1 protein-coding gene is annotated in these 552 nt (G+C 44.7%); it reads right to left on the bottom strand.

Annotation, left to right across the window (positions count from 1 at the left end):
- Positions 1 to 140 precede the first annotated feature (140 nt).
- Positions 141 to 552, bottom strand: a 412-nt coding sequence (locus tag R7Q46_RS29435; RefSeq protein ID WP_318078621.1) for a DHHA1 domain-containing protein, incomplete at its 5' end; no start/stop codon positions are given.

The following is a 552-nucleotide window of genomic DNA, read 5'->3' as shown; positions in this document are numbered from 1 at the left end:
TATATAAGCGGTAGTTACAACAAAAACCAAGCAGCTTAAATGACCTGGTTATTTTTCGGTCAATTAAACCACTTGGTTACCGTAAAAAAATTACACCCAATCAAAAACACTGGATTGAGCGTAAATTCGTTATGTAATGCTTATAAGCGCTCTTCTAGCCAAGGCTGAACAGTTTTGATCGCTTCTGGTAATGCTGACACATCAGTACCACCAGCTTGCGCCATGTCAGGGCGCCCACCGCCCTTACCACCAACCTGCTCTGCAACCATTTTAACGAGATCGCCCGCCTTAACTTTGCCTACCAGATCTTTCGTCACACCAGCACTCAAGCCAACTTTGTCATCTGTTACGTTTGCTAGAAGCACAACACCTGAGCCCATTTGGTTCTTGATGTCATCAACCATAGTACGTAGGTTTTTGCTATCCGCGCCTTCTAGTGCAGCAACCAGTACTTTCGTGCCGTTTACTTCCACTGCTTTACCCATGATGTTTGCGCTGTCAGCAGCAGTCATCTTGTCTGTAAGCTTCTGAAGATCTTTTTCTAGCGTTTTC

The organism is Vibrio sp. 811 (assembly GCF_033339195.1).
The sequence above is the reverse complement of the archived record's forward strand: the minus strand, read 5'-3'. Positions and strand labels throughout refer to the sequence as shown.